Raw genomic sequence first — 23,118 nt, forward strand, 5'->3', positions numbered from 1 at the left:
CGAAAGGCTGAATGATTTGAGCACTGTCTGGACAAGGCATCCGGTGAAATTGAAATACCAGTGAAGATGCTGGTTACCTGCGCCAGGACGGAAAGACCCCATGGAGCTTTACTCCAGCTTGATACTGGGATTCGGTATTGCATGTACAGGATAGGTGGGAGACTGAGAATTCACAACGCCAGTTGTGAAGGAGTCATTGTTGGGATACCACCCTTGCAGTATTGGATTTCTAACCAGCCACCGTGATCCGGTGGTGGGACAATGTCAGGCGGGGAGTTTGACTGGGGCGGTCGCCTCCGAAAGGGTATCGGAGGCGCTCAAAGGTCTTCTCAGAATGGTTGGAAACCATTCGCAGAGTGCAAAGGCAAAAGAAGGCTTGACTGTGACACCGACGGGTGGAGCAGGTACGAAAGTAGGACTTAGTGATCCGGTGGTATAAAGTGGGATTGCCATCGCTCAACGGATAAAAGCTACCCTGGGGATAACAGGCTTATCACTCCCAAGAGTTCACATCGACGGAGTGGTTTGGCACCTCGATGTCGGCTCATCGCATCCTGGGGCTGTAGTAGGTCCCAAGGGTTGGGCTGTTCGCCCATTAAAGCGGTACGCGAGCTGGGTTCAGAACGTCGTGAGACAGTTCGGTCCCTATCCGGCGTGGGCGCAGGATATTTGAGAGGAGCTGACCTTAGTACGAGAGGACCGGGTTGGACTGACCTCTGGTGTACCGGTTGTTCTACCAAGAGCATGGCCGGGTAGCCAAGTCGGGAAGGGATAAACGCTGAAGGCATCTAAGCGTGAAGCCCCCCTCAAGATGAGATATCCCCCRCATAAGYGGTAAGACCCCTTGAAGACGACGAGGTAGATAGGTTAGAGGTGGAAGTGCAGTAATGTATGGAGCTGACTAATACTAATAGGTCGAAGGCTTATCCATAAGGTTTAGGATAATGTCAATAAAGTTGATATRATCAACGAAGTTGGTAATGCAAGAACGGATGATATTTGATGAATTTCTGTATGTGGTTTTGAAGGTATATGGCTTTTCMAAAAAGCAGTATAATCCTCGATAGCTCAATGGTAGAGCATTCGGCTGTTAACCGAAGGGTTGTTGGTTCGAGCCCAACTCGGGGAGCTAAATACTTAACAAAATGGCTAAGTATTTAAAAGGATAAAAGGCAAGTAAAGCAAGGCTCCATGGTCAAGCGGTTAAGACACCGCCCTTTCACGGCGGTAACAGGGGTTCAAATCCCCTTGGAGTCACTAATAACAACATACGTCATATGCCGATGTGGCTCAATTGGCAGAGCAGCTGATTTGTAATCAGCAGGTTATCGGTTCGAGTCCGATCATCGGCTCTTTGGACCTTTAGCTCAGTTGGTTAGAGCAACCGGCTCATAACCGGTCGGTCCTGGGTTCGAGTCCCCGAAGGTCCATTTGTCTGTTGTTATTAATGTTTGGCCCAGTGGCTCAGTTGGTTAGAGCGTCGCCCTGTCACGGCGAAGGTCGTCGGTTCGAGTCCGATCTGGGTCGTTACATCGAAAGATGTAGGATTTATTAATTACATATCCCATGGGATCTTAGCTCAGCTGGGAGAGCATCTGCCTTACAAGCAGAGGGTCACAGGTTCGAGCCCTGTAGGTCCCATTTGGTAGTGATACCATGAAATGCCGGCGTGGCGGAACTGGCAGACGCACAGGACTTAAAATCCTGCGGGACTAATCTCCCGTACCGGTTCGATTCCGGTCGCCGGCATTCAGAATCATCAATTAAATATGTGCGTGTAGCTCAGCTGGATAGAGCGTTTGGCTACGGACCAAAAGGCCGGGAGTTCGAATCTTCTCACGCACGTGATTGTCCTTGTAAAATGAAAATTTTGCAAGGACTTATTTTTTTGCTTAATTCACTAAAGAAGTGATTAGCGGAATAAATGAAAAAGTATTTGTTCGGCTAATCTTTGGATGATGTTAGAATTTCAAATTGTATTTTACATAGCTGAGAGGTTTATCAATGATATGGTAGACAAGCTGGCTGGGAATAATGATTTCTGGAGGCTGTCAGAAGAATTTCCAATTATTTATTTTGCAGCTGCGGCATGAATTTTGATTGCTTGCGGAATGGAAGCTATCTGAAAATAAAGCAGGAATAAAACAAAATTTTAATCTTTGCTTTTTGTCGAAAAAATGTTAAAATAGAAACATATAACTAGACAAGAAATAAAAATGAAATGATAGAGGTGCGATATTCATCAGTACTCCGGGACAAGTGGCAGGACAGCCGTTTTGGAGAAAAGGGAAGATCGCCGAAGAGTATATTCCGGTCCATGGAATTAGCTCTGGGACGCAGCAGAATATGTTGCGGACTGTCACTGATATGTGGAGCGCTATCTGAAGTGGTATAGGGAAATCTGACCTTAAATGACCATGAATGTATGTCCCCACGGAGACTTTCATTCATGGTTTTTTCTTGGAGGGAAAGAGAGGATATAGGAATGAGGATTTCAAAACGAAGGTTGTTTATGGGTATCAGCATGTTACTGATATTCACGGCATTGCTTCCCATGACGGTTCTGGCTGCAGAAGAAGGAGCTGCGAAGCCCGCCATGTATGCAACTTTTTGGGCGTTGATACCACCGGTAGTAGCAATTGTTCTGGCATTGATTACTAAGGAAGTTTACAGTTCATTATTTTTAGGTATTTTGGTTGGAGGACTGTTCTTTTCCGGATTTGGATTTGAAGGGACTGTGACACACATTTTTAATGATGGATTCATCAAAGTGTTATCGGATAGCTATAATGTGGGAATTTTGGTGTTCCTGGTTATTCTGGGATGTATGGTCAGTCTGATGAACAGAGCCGGAGGCTCGGCTGCGTTTGGAAGATGGGCTGGTAAGAAAATAAAGACGAGAGTTGGTGCCCAGCTAGCAACAATTGTTTTAGGGGTATTAATTTTTATTGATGATTATTTTAACTGTCTGACAGTAGGCAGTGTAATGCGTCCGGTTACTGACCAGCATCAGGTGTCCAGGGCAAAGCTGGCGTATCTGATTGATGCTACGGCAGCACCGATATGTATCATCGCACCTATTTCATCCTGGGCAGCTGCTGTTACAGGTTTTGTGGAAGGTGAAGATGGGTTTTCTATCTTTATCAGAGCAATTCCATATAACTTTTATGCTTTGCTGACGATTGTTATGATGGTGGGACTTGTATTGCTGAAAGTAGACTTTGGGTCTATGGCGGTTCATGAAAAAAATGCACGGAAAGGTGATCTTTTTTCAACAGGAGACAAAATAGGAAATTTTGATGAAGATGATATTTCCAATCCCCATGGAAGCGTTCTGGATTTAATGATTCCTATATTATCTTTAATTGTTTGCTGTGTAATTGGTATGATTTATACAGGCGGATTTTTCGCAGGAAAAGATTTTATTACTGCATTCTCTAATAGCGATGCTTCTGTAGGGCTTGCTCTTGGCAGTTTTTTTGGAATGGTGATTACAATAATACTATATAATATTAGAAAAGTATTGAATTTCAATGATTGTATGGCATGTCTGCCGGATGGATTCAAAGCAATGGTACCGGCTATTTTAATACTTACCTTTGCATGGACTTTAAAAGCCATGACAGACAGCCTGGGAGCAGCAGATTTTGTGGCAGGAGCTATGGCGCAGTGTGCAGGAGACTTAATGAAGTTTCTGCCGGCAATCATTTTCCTGGTTGGATGCGGGCTGGCCTTTGCAACCGGTACGTCCTGGGGTACATTTGGTATTCTCATCCCTATTGTGGTTGCAGTATTTGAAAAATCTAATCCGGAATTAATGATTATTTCTATCTCAGCATGTATGGCGGGGGCAGTTTGCGGAGATCATTGTTCTCCGATTTCGGATACGACGATTATGGCATCGGCAGGGGCGAGATGTAACCATGTGAATCATGTGACAACACAGCTTCCCTATGCGGTTACGGCAGCCGTTGTATCCTTCCTGACCTATATATTAGCGGGATTTGTACAAAGTGCCTGGATTGCACTTCCTTTTGGAATCGTGCTTATGCTTGTTGTTTTGGTATTTGCAAGGATGGTTTCCCAAAATCAGCAGGAAACGTTGTAAGAGAATCGGAAAAGTATAAATGTAAATAAATTGAAATGAAGAGCAGGTCGTTGTAAAATGATTCTTTATCTGACATGGATTGGGAAATATAATCCCATGGTAATTAGTTCGTATGTCAGTGTTTGGAATGAATTTGCAGCGGCCTTTTTATAAGAACATACATACGGAAAAATAGCTTGCGTTTAAGGATGGATTTTTGTATAATTACGCAAGTAGGCCTGAAACGTGTTTGAAAATTCATTCCCGCCATCTGCACGCCCCACTTTGCAGCATATTTGCCCCGAATTCAGGTTACGTAGTCCGCTACGCGCCCTTCATCCGGGATAAATCTTCTACAAACTGTTACGCACAGCTGCCAGAAAGCAATTTTCAAACACGTTCCAGGGGAAAACTTAAGATTTACAAGACTAATGAGGAAAGTTGAGAAGAACCGTATGACAGGAAAAACACATGTGGCAATAGGAACAGCGGCGGCATTATTGATTGGACAGCCGGAAAATATCAGAGAGGTTGTGTTGTGTATCGGGACGGCATCTGTAGGCTCTGTAATCAGTGACATAGACGTAAGCACTTCGGAAGCCAGAAGAGATGTAAACAAAGTAATTGCAATTACGCTGTTAGCGGTTATCGCCACTGTTTTTATGGAATATCAGTGGAAACTTGGGATAACAGCGAGTTTTATGCGTAACAGTAACCTGGTGAGACTGGTGATGGGTATGACTGCTTTTCTGGGGGTATGTATCTTTGGTAAGAGCAGACCTCACAGGTCTTTTATGCATTCTTTACCGGCGGTTGGGATTTTGAGCTTTATTTTATATATTATCTATCCCATTCTGGTTCCCTATTTTATCATTTCTATGCTTTCACATATCGCTGCAGATATTTTTAATTATAAGAATGTTCGTCTGCTTTACCCTCTCAAATGGGGAATTAGTCTGGATCTCTGCCGGGCTGATGGCTTGATCAGTAAGGTTTTATGCGGTGCAGGGAGTTTACTTACATTTTTTTATGTAGGGGTGTTTCTTTGGAGAACCGGAATGAAATTTCTGGGTGGGATGTAAGACGGATGGAATTTAACCGATTTCAGGAATAAACAGGCTAACATGTCCATACATTAAAGTATGAGAGTTTATAGCCCGTGAAAATCAGGCGGAAAAGTGTGAAAGGAAACTGTTTACACACTGCATGGAAAAAGTTAGGTTCATCAGAAGAATGGAGGCAGACAACATGAGTATAGAAGTGGTAATAGCAGGAGGAGGCTGGGCGGGATGCGCCGCGGCATATGGGGCAGTCTTGCAGGGCGCAAAGGTTACGCTGCTGGAAAAAACGGATATGCTGCTTGGTACAGGACTGGTTGGCGGAATTATGAGAAATAACGGACGGTACACGGCAACGGAAGAAATGATCGCTCTGGGCGGAGGAGAGATTTTTCGGATTATTGATGAAAACGTAAGGCATAAGAATGTTGAGTTTCCCGGTCATGAGCATGCTTCTTTATATGATGTTGGTAAAATATCCGGAGTTATCTACCGGTTTTTAAAAAAGATAGGAACGAAAATTGAATTTCAGGCGCGTATGTCTAAAGTGCAGATGGATGGGAAACGGATCTTAAATGTACAGACGGATGATGGCAGAAAGTTTGGCGGCGAGATGTTCATTGATGCTACCGGGAGTGCGGGGCCTATGAATAATTGCAGAAAGTTTGGTAACGGATGTGCCATGTGCATTCTCAGATGCCCCAGTTTTGGCGGTAGAATCAGTCTGACGGGAGAGGCGGGGATTCCGGAGATACAGGGAAAGCGGGCAAATGGAAAATTAGGTGCAATGAGTGGTTCCTGTAAGATTTTTAAAGAGTCTCTCTCCGGAGAAATCATTGGCCAGTTAGAAGAAAAAGGAGTGGCAGTAATACCTTTACCAGAGGATCTGAGGGAAAATCATTTGTCTGAGAAGGCATGCCAGCAGTATGCACTTGATGATTTTACGGAAAATATTATTTTATTGGATACAGGGCATGCCAAGTTGATGACGTCTTATTTTCCAATCGATAAACTCAGGCGGATTCCGGGATTTGAAGATGCCAGGTATGAAGATCCCTATGCGGGCGGAAAGGGAAATTCCATCCGATATATGGCAATGTCGCCGCGGGACAACAGTCTGAAAGTAGAGGGAGCAGAGAATTTATATTGTGCAGGTGAAAAGGCAGGGCTGCTGGTTGGTCATACGGAGGCAATTGTGACGGGGATTCTGGCCGGGTATAACAGTGTAAGAGAAGCATCAGGCCTGGAGACTTTAATTCTGCCGGAGAGTCTGGCGGTTGGTGACATGATTGCATTTGTAAAAAAAGAAATGGGGACGGAAGAAGGAATAGAACGAAAATATACCTTTTCCGGCTCTGTTTATTTTAAACGGATGAAAGATAGAGGCTTGTATCTGATGGATATAAATAAAATTAAAAAGAAAGTTGAGATGGTAGGATTAAAGGGAGTGTTTTCCAACAGGGTAGTTCACGACTTGTAATGTGATACCGGAAAAGTCTTCCGGTGACTGCTGTTCCAGACCAAAAATGCCATGACAAAAAGCACTTCGGGAGCTTTTTGCCATGGCATTTATAGTTAAATGAATTGTTATTTCAGGGTAAAGCCTTTTTCACTGTCTGAAAAGTACTACTTATACGTTTGATTACTTCACATGTGATGTGGAGTTACGCAGATACAATTCAGGCTGTACGAATAAATGAGCAGCGCTGGTACTTTTCTGCTTTATCAGATAGGTAAGATGTTCTATGCTTCTTTCCGCAATTTTGAGAACGGGCTGTATAACAGTGGTTAGCCTGGGACGGCAATAATTGCCTTCAGGAATTCCGTCAAAGCCAATTACGGAATATTGCTGAGGAACTTTATATCCATGATCGGTCAGATAATTAATAATAGCAATGCCAAGAATATCTGTCTGAGCAAAAAATGCAGTGCAGTCACACAGCTGGTTCCAACTGCTTTGCATGTTTTGGTATCCGTCATCGTAAGTTAGTCCTGTTTGAATTATCCAATCAGGATTGCATTCAAGATTGTTATTTACGAGTGCAGTACAATATCCTTCTGTTCGTTCTTTGAAATCACTTCCGGCAGAGGTAAAGGTACCGATACGCTGATGCCCTAATGCCAATAAGTGATTAGTAGCGATGAAACCGCCGGTAAAGTGGTCAACATCAATTATATTTAAACTTTTTTTCATAGGACGTGAAAAATACTGGGTGTAAATATGAGGAATATTTAAATGGCTTAAATAATCTTCCAGTGCAGAGTGATAGTTGCCATTAATAATAACAATGCCTTTAATATCGGCTGTTTCAATGATTGATTGAATGTAATTAAAGGAATGGTCACTTGCATCGTAGGATGAGATTACGCAGTAGTAATTTTGTTTTTCAATTTGCCTGATAACCTCATTAGACAAATATTCCAGATAGAGGTCAAGGGGGGAATGCATTTTATCAGCGCCCAGAATAATAGCAATTCCCCCATTGTTCCCGGAAATATTAGATATGCCGGCCCTTTTTTTTATTGTGTATCCGTGCTGTGCTGCTAATTCCTGAACCTTAATCCTGGTTTCCAAAGAGATTCGTGAAGAATTCTGAAGGCTTCTTGATACCGTTGATTGACTTACGCCGGCTAACCGGGCAAGTTCTTGGGTTGTAATCATATATACGTCTCCTATAAACAATGAGTCGGGGATATCATACCGTTTATTTAAAAACAGATGATTTTTAGTAGAGAATTTGCAGATTATTATCCGACTCTCTGTATTTTAACTATATTGAAGAATAATACATTTTTAAGTTTAAGTCAACTAAAATGTGAATAATCACGACAAACGTATGAATAATCTTTCTTATAAATTACACGCCGGACTTTCTGTTCCTGACGTGCTTCTTAGATATATTACATCTATGGAATCAATTCTTTCATATTTAACCTTTTCTTCCGTGTAAGCTCACCCCGTATTTTTGAAACAAATTCCTCACAAAGTAATTCAGAAATGTGCATAATTCCATATGCATAATATGCAAATATGTGCATACAGAGTGGAAGGAGAAATAGAGATAATGCACAATATAGGATTAAAACTGGACAATATGCACACAAAAAATTGGAAAAAACTTATTGACTTAACCAAAATGTAGTGTTATAATCTGGATAAATACTAAAAAATATAATGTTTTGCATATATTTTGAGCGTTTTTTGAAAATGACTTGTGCATATTATGCTCATGCATATTAATGGGGTTTTGTAAGGGACATAATGCCATACGGCAAAAAAATAAACTATATAAAAAATAAGGAGGATTTTTGTATGAAGAAAAAAATTTTAAGTATCTTTATGGTGGGGCTTATGGGATTATCCCTTACTGCTTGTGGTGGTACTACTACAGCTAACAACAATGAAACGACTAACAAGAATGAAACAACTAACAACAATGAAACAGCTGACAACAAAGGGGCAGCTGGCAACAATGAGACGGCTGCCGGCAGTGATCTTGCCGGGAGCGAAAATGTATCATCGGCAACCGGTGATAAACTTAACATTAGCGTAATCCTGAAAACTACTGCTTCTGAGTATTGGGGATACGTATTAGCCGGTGCCCAGGCATACAGCGATAAGAATCCGGATGTAAATGTTGAAATCCAGGGTGCAGCGTCGGAAACTTCCTATGATGAGCAGTTGAATATCATTGAAACTAATCTGTCAGCAGGGAAATTTGATGGTTTTGTTATTGCTCCATTACAGGCGGATATGGTAATCTCCAAAATTGCGGGTGCTAAGCAGCCGATTATTTCTGTAGATACGAAAATAGAAGCCCCGGAAGTATTATCTTTTGTAGGAACCGGTAATGAAGAAGCAGCGAAAGCAGGCGGATTGGCAGCTGTTGAGGCGGCGAAAGCGGCAGGATTTACAGAATTAAATGCCATTGCCATTACTGGAGTTCAGGGTGATTCTACTGCAGAAGCACGTCTGACCGGCTATAAAGCAGGTATCGAAGAAGCAGGCGGTACATTTTTATCGGATGAAATCCAATATGCAGATGCAGTTGCTGACAAGGCATTTGCTTCCATGGAAGCTATTATACAAAATCACCCGGACGGTGTTGCAATGATCGTTTGCAACAATGATGATATGGCTATAGCAGCTGCTCGTGCAGCGAAGGGAAATGAGGCATATGCGAATACTGTTTTCTGTGGATTTGATGGTATTCAGTCTGCATGTAATGCTATTTTAGGCGGTGAAGAAACAATGTCTGTTGCACAAAATGCTTACGATATGGGATATAAGGCTGTTGAAGCTTGTGTGAAAGCAATAAATGGTGAAAAAATAGAAGAGTTTATTGACTCTGGCAGTAAAATTGTGACAAAAGAAAATGCACAGGAACAATTGGATACTTTGAAATCTCAGCTTGGTAAATAAATCGATCTATTGATTAAGCATGAAGAATAAGGAGGTATGCAGTGAGTGAATATATTGTGGAATTAAAAAATGTCACAAAACGCTTTCCTGGTGTTGTAGCTTTAAAAAACATGAACCTGGCTGTAAAGCCAGGGGAGATACTGGGGTTGATTGGTGAAAATGGTGCCGGAAAATCTACTCTGATAAAGGTACTGACAGGAGTACATTCGGCAGATGAAGGCAGTATATTTGTGGAAGGGGAAGAGAAACATTTCCGTAATCCGAATGATTCTGCGGAGGCTGGCATTGCCTGTGTTTATCAGGAATTAAATATTGAAAAGCTTTTGAGCATTACAGATAATATTTTTATGAATAAGTGGATACGGGGGAAGAAGGGCCTGTTGGATTATCAGGCTATGAATAAAAAAGCGCGGGAGGTGATGCTATCTCTTGGGCAGGATATCGATCCTGACAAAGCAGCAGGTACTATGGGCATGGGAGTACAGCAGATGATTGAAATTGCCAAAGCACTTTCGGTTGGGGCTAAGATGATTATAATGGATGAACCTACTTCATCATTAGGAGAAAAGGAGGTTCAGCAGCTGATGGATATTTGCCGAGAATTGCGCAGCCGTGGCATCAGCATTGTGTTTGTATCCCATAAGCTGGAAGAACTTTTCGAATTATGTGACCGTGTTGCAGTAATACGTGATGGAGAGCATATCTGGACAAAGCCTATCACAGAAGTAAATAATGATGACTTAATTACAGCGATGGTAGGACGTTCCCTTGCCAATAAGTTTCCCAAAGTAATGGGAGTAAAAGGCGGCTGTGCTCTGAAAGTTGAAAATTTGAGACAAAACGGTGTATTATTCGATGTCAGCTTTGAAGCATACGATGGACAGATTCTGGGCTTCGCAGGACTCGTTGGTGCTGGGCGAACCGAAACAATGCGGGCTGTATTTGGTGCCGATCCCATCGATGGCGGCAAAATTTATATTCATGATAAAGAGATGAAAATCGCAAACCCAAGACAGGCAATCAATGCAGGAATTGCATTTTTGACAGAAGACCGCAAAAATCAGGGGCTTGTTTTGACACAAAGTATCCGGGCTAATTTGATTATGGCTAACATGAAAAATTTTGCAAGAGGTTTATTTTTGGATGAGAAACATATTGAGGAGACGGGAGAAGATAATATTACTTCGTTACGCATTAAGACCCCGTCGCTAGATGAAATTGCGGGTCAGCTTTCAGGCGGAAACCAGCAAAAGGTTGTTATTGGAAAATGGATCAATTCCGATGCGGATATTTATATTTTTGATGAACCGACAAGAGGTATTGACGTTGGTGCCAAAATAGAGGTTTATAATGTAATGAATAATCTTGTGAAAGAAGGAAAGTGCGTAATTATGATTTCTTCTGAAATGCCCGAAATTTTGGGCATGTCTGACCGGGTTGTGGTAATGAGAGGTGGTCGGGTAACGGGAACTTTAGACAGAGAAAGTGATCATTTCAATCAGGAGGATATTATGAGAGCTGCGTGGGGAGGAACCTTAGATGAATAAAGTAAAATTAAAATCCAATTCGGGCCTGGTCAATAAGCTGGGATCCCTGATTGCCCTGTTTGTATTATGTGTAATTTTGAGCTTTGCTACGTCAAGCTTCTTAACGCTTGCGAATTTCATGAACATCTTTAAGCAAACATCGGTAAATGCATTGATTTCTACTGGTATGTTGGTGTGCCTCATCACTGCAGGCATTGATCTTTCTGTAGGAGCGAATGCCATCTTTTGTACTTGTGTGATGGGAATGCTTTTACAAAACGGAATTACAAATCCTGTTTTAATTATCATTGCAGGTTTAGTTGCAGGCACGTTTTTTGGCTTCATCAATGGTACACTGCTGACCCGCCTGCACTTACCACATCCTTTTGTATCGACCCTCGGTATGAAAAATGTCTTGTGGGGGCTTGCCCTGGTGGTGGTAGGTTCTAAGATTGTTTCCGGATTTCCGGTACAGGTTACATGGCTGGGAGAGGCAACGCTGCCTAATTCCATACCACTGCTGGGTGGTTTTCCAGTAAGTTTTATATTAGTAATTGTGTTGTTTGCCGTTATGGGTGTATTTCTTTCCAAGACGGTTCTGGGGCGCTCTATCTATTGTGTAGGGGGGAACCTTGAAGCGGCCCGCCTCTCTGGTATTAAGAGCTCCAATGTACTTACATTCTGCTATACTTTATCCGGATTTATGAGTGCTTTGGCAGGTATTGTACTGATTGGACGCGGCGGGATCGCCAATGGAGCCAATGCTATTCAGCCTTATGACACAGATGCTATTGCTGCCTGTATTATCGGAGGCGCATCTTTTAATGGCGGGAAAGGAACTATGAGCGGTACTATTATCGGTGCGCTTATCATTACTGTGATCAGAAATGGTCTGCAGCTGCTCAGTGCTTCTACGGCAATCCAGAATATTGTTGTTGGTCTGGTTATCATCCTGGCAGTACTTATTGACGTAACTCGTGAACGAATGGAAGCAAAGGCCAGACGTATGGCTGCAAAATAAAACATCAATCATTCATATAGTCAGGAGAATTGATATGTTAAAAATCGGGGTTATCGGATGCGGTGCAATTGGACGTGACCATATTCGCCGTTTGCGCAATCTTGTTCCCGGAGCCACAGTAGCGGCCTGTTCCGATTATTTCCGGGAATCAGCAGAAAAAACCGCACAGCAATATGATATCAGCCATATATTTGATACCGGGGAAGAGTTGATTGGAAGTGGGGAAGTGGATGCGGTACTGATTGCTTCTTCGGATACTTCACACGCGGGCTATGTTCTTGAGAGTCTGAAGCAGGGAAAGCCGGTGTTTTGTGAAAAACCACTTGCCCAGACATCGGCTGACTGTGAAAAAATTATTGAAGCAGAATTGGCACTTGGTAAACGCCTGGTGCAAGTTGGATTTATGAGGAGATATGATCCGGGATACCGGGAAATGAAACGCATTGTGGAATCCGGTGAACTGGGGAATCCTCTTATGATTCATGCCAGTCACCGCAACATGCATCAGCCTCAGGGACTTACCAGCGAGATGGGTGTGTCAAATATAGCAATCCATGAGCTGGATATCTGCCGATGGCTGTTGGGCGATGAGTATAAAAATGGACAAGTGCTTAAAGTAAGGCAATCTTCTTACTCAGTAAAAGGGTATGACAATCCGCAGATCGTGCTTCTGGAGACCGGTTCAGGATGCCGCATTGACGTAGAGGTACAATTGTCCGATGGTTATGGCTATGATATTCAGTGTCAGGTAGTATGTGAAAAGGGAACAGTCAGTTTACCGGATCCTTACGCAGTTGTGACTCGGTCCGATGCAGGGCGCAGCGTTCCTATACTTACCGATTGGTCCCAAAGGTTTATTCAAGCTTATGACATTGAGTTAAATGAGTGGGTGAGAGCGGTAGAAAACAATAGCTGCAATGGCCCGGGTGCGTGGGATGGTTATGCTGCCTGCGTTGCGGCAGATACGCTGAATCGTTCCCGTAATACCGGAAGGTTCATGGAAATACAAATGATGCGTAAGCCTGATTTGTACGCTGTCTGCTGAACCGGATACCGGTTTGTTACTGCCGCAAAGCAGAGGCGCGCTTCTCACATAGATAGCGGGTGCTCAATTCACTGTTAATTGCACAATGATGGACTACAAGTAAGCATCATTAAAATATATAGAAAAAGAAGGGAAAACCATGGATGAAGTAAAGGTCGGGATTGCCGGATTAGGACGCCTGGGAAAGGTACATGCAAACAATATTTGCTATAAAATCCCGGGGGCAAAATTAACGGCAGCATGCTCAGTCGCAGAGGCGGAATTAGAGTATGCTAAAAATGAACTGGATGTATCGGATGTGTATACAGACTACCTGGAAATGCTGAAAAGTGCAGATATTGATGCCGTAGCGATTGTTACTACCAGCAGTGAACATTGCTGGCAGATCGAAGCGGCATTGGCAGCGGGAAAGCATGTGTTTTGTGAAAAACCACTGGGTATTAATGAAGAGGAATGTAAAGCGGCAGAAAGAGCGGTAGAAAAATATCCGGATAAGATATTCTTTTTAGGCTTTATGCGGCGCTATGATCCGTCCTATGCCTATGCCATGCAGAAGATAAAAGAAGGTGCAATCGGCAAGCCTTATCTGGTAAAGGCGACAGGAATTGATCCCGAAAGTCTGGTGGAGGGTTCCATCAAATTCTGCAGTACCAGCGGTGGAATCTACATTGATATGGCAAGTCATGACATCGACTTAATGCGCTGGTTTTTGGGAGATGAGGTAACTGAGGTGTATGCGTTAGGATGCACTTTCAAACATCCGGAGTTTGAAGCGAATGGCGATTGTGAAACTGGCTGCGCCATGTTCCGGTTCAAAAATGGTGCAATTGGACAGATACATGTAGGCAGGACGGCGGCACACGGGTATCATGTAGAAACGGAAGTTGTAGGTACCGAGGGTTCAATCCGTATCAGCCCCGTCCCAGCAAAAAATCTGGCAATGATTTATGATAAAAATGGGGCGGTAGTGGAGTGTGTGGGCTCTTTTCCGGAGCGCTTCGCGGATGCGTATGTATTGGAAATGAAAGAATTTATTGCTTGTATCCGGGAGGGACGTAAGCCGGATGTAACGGTATATGATGGTACAAAATCTACAAAGATTGCTTATGCGGCTGCACAGTCGCTAAAGGAACACCATCCGGTGCAGCTATAAGAGGCAAAAATCAAGACTGTTGGGCTATTTGCGAGCTCAGCAGTTTTTTGAATAATAATTTTAAAGTCTTTGAAAAAATAACATGAATATGGTTTATGCGGGTCCACTTTTGAGTGGATCTTTTTTTGTTTTTTTAGGAAGATTAGTTTGGAATTTAAAATATTGGAAATATTAATGAGTCGGAAAGTTATAAAAATGCACAGAAATCCAACAATTTTTATTTTTATTGTATAATCTTGTCTCATTTCACAAAAGATAGCTAAATAAGGAAAGCTTTTGAAGGGATGGTGAAACATGGAGGAATTTAAAATACAAACGGCTGTGTGTTTTGGGGCGGATGCCCTGAATTGTCTGAAGAATCTTACCGCATCACGGATTTTTATCGTAACGGATCCGTTTATGGTGGAATCAAAGATGGTTGATCGGATAACGGAACAGCTGAAAGAAAAAGAATATATGATTTTCAGCAATGTGGTACCGGATCCCCCACTGGAACTTGTAGTGGAAGGAGTCAGGGAAGTAATGGCTTATAAGCCGGATACGGTGATTGCGCTGGGCGGTGGTTCCGCCATTGATGAGGCAAAGGCAATTATGCACTTTTCCAAACAGATCGGTGATCTGCCGGACATGGAATTTATTGCGGTTCCAACTACCAGCGGTACGGGATCAGAAGTAACTTCTTTTGCGGTTATTACAGATAAAGATAAGGGAGTGAAATATCCCCTGGTTGATAAATCGCTGTTGCCGGATATTGCAGTACTGGATCCGGGACTTGTGAAAAGCCTGCCGCCTTCCATTGTGGCTGATACCGGGATGGATGTACTGACCCATGCGTTGGAGGCATATGTGTCTACCAAGGCGAACGCATTTACGGATGCTTTGGCGGAAAAGGCAGCTGTCACGGTCTTGAAGTATCTGGTGAAATCTTATGAAAGCCCGGTGGATATGGAAGCGAGAGAACAGATGCACTATGCTTCCTGCATGGCCGGACTGGCATTTGATATGACTTCCCTGGGTGTAAATCATGCAATTGCCCATAATATAGGTGGTAAGTTTGGGGTGGCCCATGGCAGGACAAATGCCATACTGCTTCCTTATGTAATTGCTTATAATGCGGAAATTCAGGACTATAATACAAAGGAATATAAGACAGCTGCAAAAAAATATGCAGCGATTGCTTCTTTGTATGGAATTGGAGGGGTGAATATCCGGTCGGCTGTGAAAAATCTGATTCACCAGATACAGAAAATGCAAAAGCTGATGAAAATGCCCGTGAGCTTTAAGGAATGCGGACTAAAACCGGATGAGTTTCATAAGGCGGAGGAGCAGATTGCAGAAGGGGCACTTGCGGATGGATGTATTGTTACGAATCCCAGGGTGGTTTCGAAAAAAGATATTCTGGATATTTTAAAACAGGCTTTATAAAAGAAGGTGCATTTGATGGAAGTAGAAGAAAAACAGCGGATTATTCAGGAATTTGTTCCGGGAAAACAGATTACGCTGGCACATGTAATCGCGGGACCGAATCCGGGTATTTACGCCAAGCTTGGTCTGGAGCCAGAGGAAATGGATGCCATAGGCATTCTTACCATAACGCCCAGTGAAGGAGCGATTATAGCAGCTGATATTGCGACAAAGGCATCCGATATTACCTTAGGCTTTATAGACCGCTTTAGCGGAGCGTTAGTTTTTACCGGAGATATCAGTTCAGTAGAAGCGGCGATCAAGGATATTTTAAGAACGATGGAGCAGGATCTGGGATTTACCAGGGCACCCATTACCAGGACTTAATGGGGATTTAAAATGGCAGAGGGGAAAGTGTGAATAAATTCACACTACTTATTTAGGCATATTCCAGGATTACTTGCAATATTCAGGGGGAAAGTGTATGAAAAAAGTTATTTTTATCGGTCAGACAGGCTGTGGCAAGACCACTTTGTGCCAGAAACTGAATGAGCAGACGATAAAATATCGAAAAACCCAGGCAGTGGAGCGTTACGGGGATTCGATTGATACTCCGGGCGAGTATTTAGAAAACCGCCATTTTTACCATGCTCTGATTATGACTGCTGTGGATGCAAAGGTGATAGCGCTGGTGGCAGACCCCACTTCTGAATACCGGGCAATTCCGCCTGCCTTTGCCGGAATATTCGGAAAAAAAGTAATTGGTATCATTACAAAAATAAACCAGACGGAACCACAGAAAATTGAGAAAGCCAGGAAGGAACTGGTTAAGGCAGGGGCATCCCCTATTTTCGAAGTGGATACACCGGATGGGATTGGAATTTCGGATTTGATGAATTATTTGGAAAAGGAGGCGGTATAGGTTGAAAGAAAATTATGAAACGGGAAGGAAGTCATGCCACGAATTCTTTCAACCTGCTTTATTGTGGCAGTATTGCAGGCAAGCCTGCAATATGTGGTGGGTATAAATTGAAAGAAGAATTGCTGAGTGTGGGAATTGACCTTGGAACCAGTACTACACAGCTTATTTTTTCAAAGCTTATCGTAGAAAATATGGCAACCAGCTATACCGTTCCCAGGATGGTGATCACACAAAAACAGATTCAGTACAAAAGTGATATCTACTTCACACCCCTTGTAGACCAGACGAGGATTAATTTCGAAGAGGTACGCAGGATTGTGGAGAAAGAGTATCAAAAAGCAGGTGTTAAAAAAGAGCAGATTGATACCGGGGCTGTTATCATCACCGGAGAGACTGCACGGAAAGAAAATGCAGAAGAAGTAGTCAATGCCCTTAGCGGGTTTGCCGGAGATTTTGTGGTAGCAACGGCGGGACCGGATCTGGAGAGTGTGATTTCCGGTAAGGGAGCAGGGACAGACCTGTATTCCAAGGAACACCATGTGACGGCGGTCAATATGGATATTGGCGGCGGAACCAGTAATCTGGCGGTGTTTCAAAGAGGGGATACAATTGATACGGGCTGCCTGGATATTGGTGGCCGGTTAATTAAAGTGGAGGCACGAACCCACAAGATCACTTATATAGCACCTAAGCTTTTGCAGATAATTGAAAAAGAAAAAATGCCTCTGGCTGTTGGAACAGTGGCAGATAAACAGAACCTGAAGCCCATACTTCAAATGATGGTAAAGGTGCTGGAGCAAAGTGTCGGGTTAAAAGAAGAAGATGAGTATTTTAATCTGATGATCACAAATAAGAATATCCAGTGTAAGGATCAGATTCAATGTATCAGTTTTTCCGGCGGGGTGGCGGATGCTATTTATCATCCGGAAAAATTTACAGATCCATTTCAATTTGGCGATATCGGCATTTTACTGGGAGAAGCCATTAAAGATTCCCTGCTTGTCAGGCAGCTCAAAGTCATAGAAAGTGATGAGACGATCCGGGCTACGGTAGTCGGAGCTGGCAGCCATACTACGGAGATCAGTGGAAGTACCATCACGTATACCAGCGATGCATTTCCGGTGAAAAACCTTCCGGTCCTGAAACTCACCCGGGAAGAGGAACAGCCGGGGAAGCTTGCAGATGCAATTAAAAGAAAGCTGGACTGGTTTCGGGTGGAAGAGAAACTTGCGCAGGTTGCAATAGCTATAGATGGAGAAAGGAACCCTTCTTTTTCCAGAGTACAGATCTATGCAAAAGATATTTTGATGGGGGCAGAAGCGCTGATTGAAGCAAAGCTTCCTGTTATTGTGATTGTAGAAAGTGATATGGCTAAGGTATTGGGGCAGACCATGTACCATCTGCTGGAGTGGAATAAAGAGGTGATCTGTCTGGACAGTATACATTTGTCGGAAGGTGATTATATTGACATCGGGAGGCCGATTGCGGAGGGCTGTGTGCTTCCGGTGGTGGTAAAAACACTGGTATTTAAAACTCAGTAAAAGTGTGAAAGAAAATTACTTGACACTTTCAGATATAAAGCTGCAGTAAATGCAGTATAGGAGGGAAAAGTGTGAAAGGAAACCGTTTCACACTTACAGATAGGAAGCCGCAGCAAGTGCGGCACAGGAAGAAAGGTTGAAAGAAAATTACGATGCAGAAAGGATGCCACGATGTGATTCTTTCAACCGGTTTAATTGTGGCAGTATTACAGGCAGGCCTGTAATATGCAATGGGTATAAATATGATTTTAAAAACAAAACTTTTTGGGCATGTATATGCCTTCAAATCCCTGAAGGAAGTAATGGCGAAAGCCAATGAAGAGAAATCCGGGGACAAGCTTGCGGGACTTGCTGCAGAGACGGCAGAGGAGCGTGTTGCAGCAAAGGTTGTACTGTCTCAGATTACGCTGGAAGATTTGCGGAATAATCCGGCGGTACCTTATGAAACAGATGAGGTTACCAGAATTATTCAGGACGATTTAAATGAGTCTATTTATAACGAGATTAAACGTATGACAGTCTCCGAATTTCGGGAATGGATTCTGGATGAAGAGACTACGGGAGATCAGATCCGGCGTATCTCCAGGGGACTGACTTCAGAAATGGTAGCTGCTGTGGCAAAGCTGATGTCGAATCTGGATTTGGTCTATGGTGCCAGAAAAATCCGGGTAACTGCACATTGCAATACGACTATCGGGGAAGCGGGAACATTGTCATCCAGACTTCAGCCAAATCACCCCACCGATGATCCCGACGGAATTATGGCATCTCTTCTGGAAGGGCTGACCTTTGGAGCCGGAGATGCACTGCTTGGTTTGAATCCGGTAGATGATTCAGCTGAAAGTGTAACCCGGATACTGAAGCGTTTCGAAGAAATCAAACAGAAGTATCAGATACCAACCCAGACCTGTGTACTGGCGCATGTTACAACTCAGATGGAAGCAATTAAAATGGGAGCGCCGACCGATCTGATTTTCCAGTCTATAGCAGGATCCGAGCTGGGAAATACTGCTTTTGGATTTAATGCGGCTACGATTGAAGAGGCACGCCAGATGGCGTTGACCAAGGGAACGGCACAGGGACCCAATGTGATGTATTTTGAAACGGGGCAGGGCTCAGAACTGTCATCGGAAGCGCATCATGATACTGACCAGGTGACGATGGAAGCCAGGTGTTATGGATTTGCGCGTCATTTTTCACCGTTCCTGGTAAACACCGTAGTGGGATTTATAGGGCCGGAATATCTGTATGATGGACGCCAGGTAAACCGCGCCGGACTGGAAGATCACTTTATGGGGAAATTGACAGGAATATCCATGGGCTGTGATGCCTGCTATACCAACCACATGAAGGCAGATCAGAATACCATTGAAGATTTATCCGTATTACTGACTGCTGCGGGCTGTAACTATTTTATGGGTATTCCTCACGGAGATGACGTTATGCTGAATTATCAGACAACCGGTTTTCAGGAAACAGCAGCGCTTCGGGAAATCTATGGACTGACTGCGATAAAACCATTCCATGAATGGCTTTTAAAAATGGGTTATGTGGATGAACGGGGAAGACTTACGAAGAAAGCGGGAGATGCCTCTACATTGTTCTAGAGTGTGTTTGAAAATTCATTCCCGCCATCTGCCAGAAAGCAATTATAAAACACGCTCTAGAGCGTTTAAAACTGTATCGGATAAAGAAATTATTATTTGTTTCTACAAGGAGGAAAACAAGCGTGAAAGATGAAGAAATAAGGTCTATGGTAGAGAAGGTTCTGGAGCAGATGCTGAATACTGGAAAAGCACCGGAACCCAAGCGGTCTGAGGTCATACAGACCACAGCAGAAAATTTGAAAAAACAGGCGCCGCAAGATACCGGCGGATGTCTGGAGGATATTACCGAAGTGGATCTGCGCAAGCAGCTGTTGGTAAAGGATCCCAAAGATGCACCAGGATATCTGGCAATGAAAGCCAAAACCCCAGCCAGACTTGGGATAGGAAAGGCAGGTGCCAGATACCGGACAGCGACTATGCTTCGGGTACGTGCGGATCATGCAGCAGCCCAGGATGCTGTGTTCAGTGATGTATCAGAAGAGTTTATTAAAAAATGTGACTTTGTATTTGTACAGACGCTGTGCCAGGATAAGGATCAATACCTGACCCGACCGGATCTGGGAAGAAGATTTCCAAGTGAAGCTCTGGATGTTATCCGCAAAACCTGTGGAAGCCATCCCAAAGTTCTGGTTATTGTAGGTGACGGACTGTCTTCGTCTGCAATTGAAGCAAATGTGGAAGATATGATCCCTGCTATTCGTCAGGGGCTGCAGATGCATGGAATTACCCTGCCGCCGATTTTATTTATTAAATACGCCAGGGTTGGCGCCATGGATGCAGTTGGTGAAGTTACGGATGCTGATGTAATCTGTATGCTGGTAGGAGAAAGACCGGGGCTTGTAACGGCAGAATCCATGTCAGCGTATATTGCATATCAGCCAAGACATGGTTTGGCGGAAGCTAAGCGGACGGTAATCAGTAATATACACAAAGGCGGAACTACAGCAGTTGAAGCAGGTGCTCATGCAGCAGAACTGATCATGAAAATGCTGGAAAAGAAGGCCAGCGGCATTGACTTAAAATAAATGAGAAAGGCAGCTATAGCAGATAAGTCTGCTATATGCAGTGGGTGTAAAAATGAAAAATGATGAATTGCGGCCGAATATCCTGGCTATACGGATTATATCTAATGTCAGCGATGATCTGGTTCAATCCTTAGGGTTAGATCCAAGGCATAAGAGTCTGGGAATTATTACGGCAGATATGGATGATGTCACTTATACAGCACTGGATGAGGCAACAAAGGATGCAGATGTGGATGTAGTCTATGCCAAATCTATGTACGCAGGAGCCGGAAATGCCTCTACCAAACTGGCAGGGGAAGTAATTGGCATTATCGGCGGACCAAGTCCGGCAGAGGTGAGAAGCGGATTAAATTCAATTATTAATTTTATGCAGCATGGAGCCTGCTTTGTAAGTGCAAATGAAGATGATTCCATTGTGTATTATGCTCATACTGTATCAAGGACGGGGTCTTATTTATCCAAGATAGCAGGAATCCGGGAAGGAGAAGCCCTGGCTTACCTGATCGCACCTCCTCTGGAAGCAATCTATGGACTGGATGCAGCACTTAAGGCTGCCGATGTAAAACTGGTAACCTTATATGAACCACCTTCTGAGACGAATTTTGGAGGCGGGCTTTTAACCGGAAGCCAGTCCGCATGCAAGGCTGCGTGTTCCGCTTTTGCCCAGGCAGTACGGTCCGTAGCTGATGCGCCAAGGGAATACGAATAAGAGGAGGAAGTAAGGAATGGAATTAAGAGATAAAGACCTGATATCTGTCCAGGAGACGAGGAATCTTTTAGCAGAAGCGAAAGCGGCCCAGAAGGAGCTGGCACGTATGGATCAGCAGCAGATTGACCGGATTGTAAAGGCTATCAGCGATGCAGGTACAAACAGTGCAGAGCATCTGGCAAAAATGGCAAATGAAGAAACGGGATTTGGCATTTGGCAGGACAAGGTGATTAAGAACCTGTTCGCTTCAAAAGTAGTGTACGATGGGATTAAAGATGAAAAGACTATTGGAATTATTCACGAAGACAGAGAAAGAAAAGTTTGGGATATTGGTGTACCGGTAGGGGTTATTGCCGGAATTATACCTTCTACTAATCCAACATCCACTGTGATTTACAAGGCGATGATTGCACTAAAAGGCGGTAATGCTATTGTATTTTCACCGCATCCGGGTGCAAAAAAATGTATTTTAGAAACCGTTCGAATTATAGCAGATGCCGCACAGAAAGCAGGATGCCCAAAAGGAGCCATTTCCGCCATCAGTGTACCTACGATGGACGCAACCAAGGAACTTATGAGCAATGATAGCACCTCTCTGATTCTGGCTACCGGCGGCGGCGCAATGGTTAAATCCGCATATTCTTCCGGAACACCGGCAATTGGGGTGGGGGCAGGAAACGGCCCCGCATTTATTGATAAAAGTGCTGATGTAAAAAAAGCCGTTCAGAGAATTCTGGATTCTAAAACATTTGATAACGGGACAATCTGTGCTTCCGAACAATCTATCGTGGTGGAGAAGTCCATGGAAGAAAAGGTTGTAAAGGAATTAAAAGAACAGGGTGCCTATATTATGGATGATGCTCAGACCAAACAGCTGGGACAGTTCATCTTAAGAGCAAACGGAACGATGAATCCAATGATAGTAGGAAAAAGCACAGCTACAATTGCACAGTACGCAGGATTGACCGGAATTCCTTCCACAGCAAGAGTATTGGTGGGAAGAGAGACAAAGGTTGGAGATGGTGCGCCTTATTCCAGAGAAAAACTGGCACCTGTATTGGGGATGTATGTAGAAGAGAATACAGATAAGGTGTTAGAACGCTGTATAGAGATTCTGCATATGGAAGGTGCAGGGCATACGTTTTCCATGCATGCAGAGGATGAAGCTCTGGTGCGTAAATTTGCACTGCAGATTCCGGCATCCAGATTTCTGGTAAATACACCCGGAGCCCTGGGTGGAATCGGAGCGACGACAGGACTGTTTCCTGCGCTGACTCTTGGCTGCGGAGCCGTGGGCGGAAGCTCTACTTCTAACAACATTGGTCCGTTAGATGTGATTAATATTAAAAGAGTTGCGTTTGGAACAAAAGAGTTAGCAGAGATCAGAAGAGAAGCACAGACGGCAGGCGGACATGGCACTTCGGCATCCAGCCTGGGACTAAGCCAGGAGATGATAGACTCCATCGTTGAAAAAATTATGAAGGAGCTTATCTGATTCAGATACAGGCATTTCAAACACGCGCTAAGGCCCGTGAAACAACGATGAATGAATATGAGCAATTGTAGAATAATAATACGATAGAAATAAATAATAAGA

The 23,118-nt window shown here is 43.6% G+C and carries 19 protein-coding genes, 8 tRNA genes, 1 rRNA gene and 1 riboswitch; of the genes, 27 read left to right on the forward strand and 1 reads right to left on the reverse strand.

The features are described from left to right. From QR40_RS13060 to QR40_RS13115, 14 genes are all read left to right on the forward strand, one after another. Positions 1-931: ribosomal RNA gene (locus QR40_RS13060) — 23S ribosomal RNA — on the forward strand; the annotation flags it as partial. Positions 932-1,057: 126 nt separating this feature from the next. Continuing rightward, positions 1,058-1,129: transfer RNA gene (locus QR40_RS13065), tRNA-Asn, on the forward strand. 56 nt (positions 1,130-1,185) lie between these two features. Next, a tRNA-Glu gene (locus tag QR40_RS13070) sits at positions 1,186-1,257 on the forward strand. Between the two features lie 22 nt (positions 1,258-1,279). Further along, positions 1,280-1,352: transfer RNA gene (locus QR40_RS13075), tRNA-Thr, on the forward strand. A gap of 4 nt (positions 1,353-1,356) precedes the next feature. Further along, positions 1,357-1,430: transfer RNA gene (locus QR40_RS13080), tRNA-Ile, on the forward strand. Between the two features lie 23 nt (positions 1,431-1,453). Further along, positions 1,454-1,527, forward strand: a tRNA-Asp gene (locus QR40_RS13085). Between the two features lie 41 nt (positions 1,528-1,568). Then, positions 1,569-1,641 (forward strand) — tRNA-Val (locus tag QR40_RS13090). A gap of 22 nt (positions 1,642-1,663) precedes the next feature. Continuing rightward, a tRNA-Leu gene (locus tag QR40_RS13095) sits at positions 1,664-1,749 on the forward strand. A gap of 22 nt (positions 1,750-1,771) precedes the next feature. After that, a tRNA-Arg gene (locus QR40_RS13100) sits at positions 1,772-1,845 on the forward strand. A 110-nt stretch (positions 1,846-1,955) separates the two neighbouring features. After that, positions 1,956-2,093 carry a hypothetical protein gene (locus tag QR40_RS31785; RefSeq protein ID WP_160295809.1) on the forward strand — a complete coding sequence of 46 codons (138 nt, stop codon included), beginning with the start codon at positions 1,956-1,958 and terminating at the stop codon, positions 2,091-2,093. A gap of 124 nt (positions 2,094-2,217) precedes the next feature. Beyond that, a riboswitch (Lysine riboswitch) is annotated at positions 2,218-2,388 on the forward strand. A 97-nt stretch (positions 2,389-2,485) separates the two neighbouring features. Then, entirely contained in the window at positions 2,486-4,108 is a 1,623-nt protein-coding gene (locus QR40_RS13105) for a Na+/H+ antiporter NhaC family protein (protein ID WP_044295786.1), read from the forward strand. Positions 4,109-4,337: 229 nt separating this feature from the next. Beyond that, positions 4,338-4,532 (forward strand): DUF6783 domain-containing protein, encoded by a 195-nt coding sequence (locus QR40_RS33195; RefSeq protein ID WP_081998925.1) that lies wholly within the window; start codon positions 4,338-4,340, stop codon positions 4,530-4,532. Positions 4,533-4,542: 10 nt separating this feature from the next. Next, positions 4,543-5,169 (forward strand): metal-dependent hydrolase, encoded by a 627-nt coding sequence (locus QR40_RS13110; protein ID WP_160295810.1) that lies wholly within the window; start codon positions 4,543-4,545, stop codon positions 5,167-5,169. A gap of 166 nt (positions 5,170-5,335) precedes the next feature. Beyond that, entirely contained in the window at positions 5,336-6,625 is a 1,290-nt protein-coding gene (locus QR40_RS13115) for an FAD-dependent oxidoreductase (protein WP_044295459.1), read from the forward strand. 162 nt (positions 6,626-6,787) lie between these two features. On the opposite strand, the gene QR40_RS13120 is transcribed toward QR40_RS13115, so the two are convergent. Beyond that, positions 6,788-7,807 (reverse strand): LacI family DNA-binding transcriptional regulator, encoded by a 1,020-nt coding sequence (locus QR40_RS13120; protein ID WP_027296479.1) that lies wholly within the window; start codon positions 7,805-7,807, stop codon positions 6,788-6,790. Positions 7,808-8,458: 651 nt separating this feature from the next. On the opposite strand from QR40_RS13120, the gene QR40_RS13125 reads away from it, so the two are divergent. The 13 genes from QR40_RS13125 to QR40_RS13185 all read left to right on the forward strand — a co-directional run bounded on the left by QR40_RS13125 (position 8,459) and on the right by QR40_RS13185 (position 23,016). Then, positions 8,459-9,568 carry a sugar ABC transporter substrate-binding protein gene (locus QR40_RS13125; protein WP_044295461.1) on the forward strand — a complete coding sequence of 370 codons (1,110 nt, stop codon included), beginning with the start codon at positions 8,459-8,461 and terminating at the stop codon, positions 9,566-9,568. A 41-nt stretch (positions 9,569-9,609) separates the two neighbouring features. Continuing rightward, positions 9,610-11,115, forward strand: a complete 1,506-nt coding sequence (locus QR40_RS13130; RefSeq protein ID WP_044295462.1) for a sugar ABC transporter ATP-binding protein — start codon at positions 9,610-9,612, stop codon at positions 11,113-11,115. After that, entirely contained in the window at positions 11,108-12,115 is a 1,008-nt protein-coding gene (locus QR40_RS13135) for an ABC transporter permease (RefSeq protein ID WP_027296482.1), read from the forward strand. Before QR40_RS13130 ends, QR40_RS13135 begins: the two co-directional genes overlap by 8 nt. A 34-nt stretch (positions 12,116-12,149) precedes the next feature. Further along, entirely contained in the window at positions 12,150-13,160 is a 1,011-nt protein-coding gene (locus QR40_RS13140; RefSeq protein WP_044295463.1) for a Gfo/Idh/MocA family protein, read from the forward strand. A 139-nt stretch (positions 13,161-13,299) separates the two neighbouring features. Further along, positions 13,300-14,313: a Gfo/Idh/MocA family protein gene (locus tag QR40_RS13145; RefSeq protein ID WP_044295465.1), complete on the forward strand. Its 1,014-nt coding sequence runs from the start codon at positions 13,300-13,302 to the stop codon at positions 14,311-14,313. A gap of 294 nt (positions 14,314-14,607) precedes the next feature. Beyond that, complete coding sequence (locus tag QR40_RS13150; RefSeq protein ID WP_027296485.1) at positions 14,608-15,738, forward strand: 1-propanol dehydrogenase PduQ; 1,131 nt, start codon at positions 14,608-14,610, stop codon at positions 15,736-15,738. Positions 15,739-15,753: 15 nt separating this feature from the next. Continuing rightward, positions 15,754-16,104: a BMC domain-containing protein gene (locus tag QR40_RS13155; RefSeq protein ID WP_044289730.1), complete on the forward strand. Its 351-nt coding sequence runs from the start codon at positions 15,754-15,756 to the stop codon at positions 16,102-16,104. A gap of 97 nt (positions 16,105-16,201) precedes the next feature. Then, entirely contained in the window at positions 16,202-16,639 is a 438-nt protein-coding gene (locus QR40_RS13160) for a EutP/PduV family microcompartment system protein (RefSeq protein ID WP_027296487.1), read from the forward strand. Positions 16,640-16,653: 14 nt separating this feature from the next. After that, complete coding sequence (gene eutA / locus QR40_RS13165) at positions 16,654-18,180, forward strand: ethanolamine ammonia-lyase reactivating factor EutA (RefSeq protein WP_330373738.1); 1,527 nt, start codon at positions 16,654-16,656, stop codon at positions 18,178-18,180. Positions 18,181-18,422: 242 nt separating this feature from the next. Further along, positions 18,423-19,787, forward strand: coding sequence for an ethanolamine ammonia-lyase subunit EutB (locus QR40_RS13170; protein ID WP_027296489.1), 1,365 nt, complete (start codon positions 18,423-18,425; stop codon positions 19,785-19,787). A 122-nt stretch (positions 19,788-19,909) separates the two neighbouring features. Then, entirely contained in the window at positions 19,910-20,812 is a 903-nt protein-coding gene (gene eutC / locus QR40_RS13175) for an ethanolamine ammonia-lyase subunit EutC (RefSeq protein ID WP_027296490.1), read from the forward strand. Between the two features lie 52 nt (positions 20,813-20,864). Next, positions 20,865-21,521, forward strand: a complete 657-nt coding sequence (gene eutL / locus QR40_RS13180) for an ethanolamine utilization microcompartment protein EutL (RefSeq protein WP_027296491.1) — start codon at positions 20,865-20,867, stop codon at positions 21,519-21,521. A 16-nt stretch (positions 21,522-21,537) separates the two neighbouring features. Then, positions 21,538-23,016, forward strand: coding sequence for an acetaldehyde dehydrogenase (acetylating) (locus tag QR40_RS13185; protein ID WP_044295466.1), 1,479 nt, complete (start codon positions 21,538-21,540; stop codon positions 23,014-23,016). The last annotated feature ends 102 nt before the right edge of the window (positions 23,017-23,118 follow it).

This window comes from Robinsoniella peoriensis, from assembly GCF_000797495.1.
In the GTDB taxonomy this organism is placed as follows: Bacteria; Bacillota; Clostridia; order Lachnospirales; family Lachnospiraceae; genus Robinsoniella; species Robinsoniella peoriensis.